This is a genomic window from Lonsdalea britannica (assembly GCF_946477055.1).
Taxonomy (GTDB): Bacteria; Pseudomonadota; Gammaproteobacteria; order Enterobacterales; family Enterobacteriaceae; genus Lonsdalea; species Lonsdalea britannica_A.
In genome coordinates this window covers 1-3,297 of the sequence record NZ_CAMKXG010000322.1, presented here as the reverse complement: position 1 = coordinate 3,297, position 3,297 = coordinate 1, and the positions used below count along the sequence as shown (strand labels likewise).

Annotated in this window: 3 protein-coding genes; all 3 read left to right on the top strand. The window is 61.1% G+C overall.

Going from position 1 to position 3,297, the window contains the following annotated elements; genetic code table 11:
* Positions 1 to 1,434 (top strand): class I adenylate-forming enzyme family protein (locus Q7O77_RS16015; protein ID WP_304169635.1); only part of this gene is annotated, 1,434 nt, incomplete at its 5' end.
* On the top strand, positions 1,421 to 1,684 hold the full coding sequence (locus tag Q7O77_RS16010; protein ID WP_304169633.1) for an acyl carrier protein: 264 nt from the start codon (positions 1,421 to 1,423) through the stop codon (positions 1,682 to 1,684). The genes Q7O77_RS16015 and Q7O77_RS16010, both read left to right, overlap by 14 nt.
* Positions 1,684 to 3,243 (top strand): AMP-binding protein, encoded by a 1,560-nt coding sequence (locus tag Q7O77_RS16005; RefSeq protein WP_304169630.1) that lies wholly within the window; start codon positions 1,684 to 1,686, stop codon positions 3,241 to 3,243. The genes Q7O77_RS16010 and Q7O77_RS16005 overlap by 1 nt, the downstream gene beginning before the upstream one ends.
* Positions 3,244 to 3,297 lie beyond the last annotated feature (54 nt).

Below are 3,297 nucleotides of genomic sequence, written 5' to 3'. Positions count from 1 at the left end.
CTCGCGGGCTGGATGCAGCATCACGCGCTTGCTCGCGGCGACCGGGTGATCGTGCTGATGCACAACAGCCTCGATCTGATCGTCTGTTTCTGGGCGACCCAGCGCTGCGGCACCGTCTATGTCCCGCTCCATCCCGACACCAAAGCGGAAAAGCTGGCGTGGATCGCCGACGACTGCTCGGCCAGCCTGCTCATTGTGGATGCGGCGGGTGAAGAGGAAGCGCGCCGTGCCGCTCCCCTGATGAAACACCGTCCGCCGCACTGGATGGCGACTGACGCCGCGTTCGCTGAGGTCGCCCGCGGCGCGTACGCCTGCTCGTTACCGCTGCCGTTAAGCCTCGATCTGGCGAGCATTATTTATACCTCCGGCTCCACGGGACACCCCAAAGGCGTCATGCTGACCCAGCGCAATATGATCGCCGCGTCGCAGTCCGTCGCCCACTATTTGCAGCTGGATGCCCACGACCGCATTTACTGCGCTCTGCCGCTGAGCTTCGACTATGGCCTGCATCACATCACGATGGCGGCCTTGACCGGCGCGACGGTTATCATCGAGAAAAACTTCAGCCGACCGCTGTTCGCGCTCAACCGACTTGTCCAGCAAGGCGCGACCGTCTTTCCCTTGGTGCCGACGATGGTCAGCCTGATTGCGCGATTAAGTCGGCGCTTCGACTTCTCCGCCATCAAAACGGTGACCAGCACATCGGCGGCGCTACATCCCGGCGATATCGCCACGCTGACAACGGTGTTTCCTCAGGCGCGCCTCTTTTCCATGTACGGCCTGACCGAGTGCCATCGCTGTACCTGGCTGGACCCGAGTGAACTCAGCGTCAGAACGCAGAGCGTGGGCAAGGCGATCCCTGGGACCGAACTGTGGGTCGTGGATGCCGACGGGAACACGCACCTCCGCAACGCGACCGGTGAACTGGTGATTCGCGGTGAAACCGTGATGCGAGGCTACTGGAACAACCCGCAAAAAACGGCCGACAAGTTACGGCCGGGGCGCTTTCCCGGCGAAAGCGTGTTGTATACGGGCGATCTCTGCCGTCTTGATGAGGACGGCTTTGTCTATTTCATCAGCCGAATGGACGACGTATTGAACGCCTGCGGCGAGAAGGTCGCCCCGCGGGAAGTCGAAAGCCTTATATCCGCCCACCCGCACGTGATTCAGGTCGCCGTCGTCGGCGTTCCGCACGCCGTTTACGGTGATGAAATCGTTGCATGGATTGAAACCCGTCAGGCGATGGAACCCCGCCAGCTGCGCGACTGGTGTAAGGCCAGAATGGAGCATTACCTGATCCCCCATCGCTTCCTTTTTTGCGACGCACTGCCCAAAAACAGCAACCACAAGATCGATCGCCTGCGGTTGTGCGCGTTGAGCCAAACCTCATCCCCCACGGCCGGTCTTTCAGGAGAGAAACATGCCGAACTATGAATCCCAGGTCATTGCCGCTATCGCGCTGGTGATGGACATCGACGATACCTCAGAGCTGCATCGAAACACCCAGATAGAGCGGGATTTGGGCTTCGACAGCGGGCTGTACATCGAACTGATCATGTATCTGGAAGACACGATTGATACGCTGCATTTGGATCCCGCGACGCTGGACATCAAACATTTTGAGTCCGTCGGCACCATCGCGGACTACATCGCCACCCGCATTCCTTCTCCGGCCTCCGCCTGATGAAAGGACAGTCGGCACTGCTGGCGATCTTCGCCCGATTCCGCGGCTGTCATCGACCCGCCGCCTGGCTGGGCGAGCGCAGTATCACGTTTGACGCGCTCTATCACAGCGCCGCACGGCTAGCCGTGACGCTGCGTGCGCAGGGTGACGCGCCCGTCCTTATTTATGGTCACAAAGACTTACGCTACCTAACCGCGATGTGGGCCTGCATTCTGGCGGGCAGAACGTTTGTTCCCACGGAGGATGAGAACAGCGACGCACGGATTCAACAGATCCAGCACAGCGCACAGGCGTCTCTCCTGCTCAATACCACCGCGCGGGCTAACCCGGCGACGTGTCGGCAGCTCGCGGTGCGCGACGGGGGCACGCGGTCAGCGGCGGCGCCGGATCTCGCCCACGTCGTCAGAGCGGTCGCTCCGGAACAAAACATGTACATCCTGTTTTCGTCCGGTACGACGGGACAACCCAAAGGCATCGGAGTGAGCTACGCCAATGTCGCCGATTTCACCGACTGGCTACGCCGCGACTTTCCGCTGGACGGCGCGGTCAGCGGCAACATCCGCTACTGCTTTGACGTATCGCTTTACGAGCTGTGGCTTTCCTGGCTGTTCCTGAAACCCATGGTCGTCCTCGACCAGCCGAATTTTTTTAACACCCGTCTGACGATCCAGCGCCACGCGGCGGCGGGCACGACCTGCTGGGTCTCGACCCCGAGCCTCACACGGTGTTATCTCAACGACCGGCAGTTCAATGCCGAGGCGCTCCCGGCGCTCAGGCAGTTTATTTTCTGCGGCGAGGTGTTGACGAAAACGCTGGTCAACGCGCTGTGGCAGCGCTTTCCCGACGCGCGGATCACCAATACCTACGGCCCGACCGAGTGCACCGTCGCCGTCACCGCCGTCGATATCCACCCTCTCCATGTCGGAGATGAAGGGCCGCTGCCGCTCGGCGTCGCCCGTCCCGGAACCCATATCTCGCTGTCGCCGAGCGAAGACGCGACGGGAGAACTGATCATCAGCGGCAATGCCGTCGGCTCAGGCTATCTGAACGCCTCGCCCGAGCAGCAGGCCCGTTTTTTCATCAATGACCGGGGCGAAAAAGCCTACCGGACCGGGGACCGGGGCGTCATCAGGGACGGCCTTGTCTATTTTCTGGGCCGGGACGACCGCGAGATCAAACTGCAGGGCTATCGCATCGATCTCAACGACATTGAACAGGTTCTGCTGAGTCAGCCCGGCGTGCGCGAGGCGTTTGTCGATACCTGGCGCCGACAAGGCTATTTGCAGGGGATCTGCGCGTTCGTGCTGTTTGACGACGACGATGAAGGCGACGGCGCGAACTTTGCGCGGCTGGGCAACGCGCTGGCGACGCGCATGCCGCCCTGGATGATCCCGAGACGCTGGTACGCCATCAGCGAACCGAGCCTGAATTTCAACAGCAAGCTGGATCGGCACGCGATAAGCGCCGCGACTCAGTCAAAAGGGAAATACTATGTTTACGTCCATGATGCGGATGATCGGTCAGCAGCTTCTCAGCTGCCGCCGGATTGCCATCGTTAACGCGCAGGGAAGCTGGCGTTATGCCGACATCGCGTCGCGCGTTGCCGCTATCTG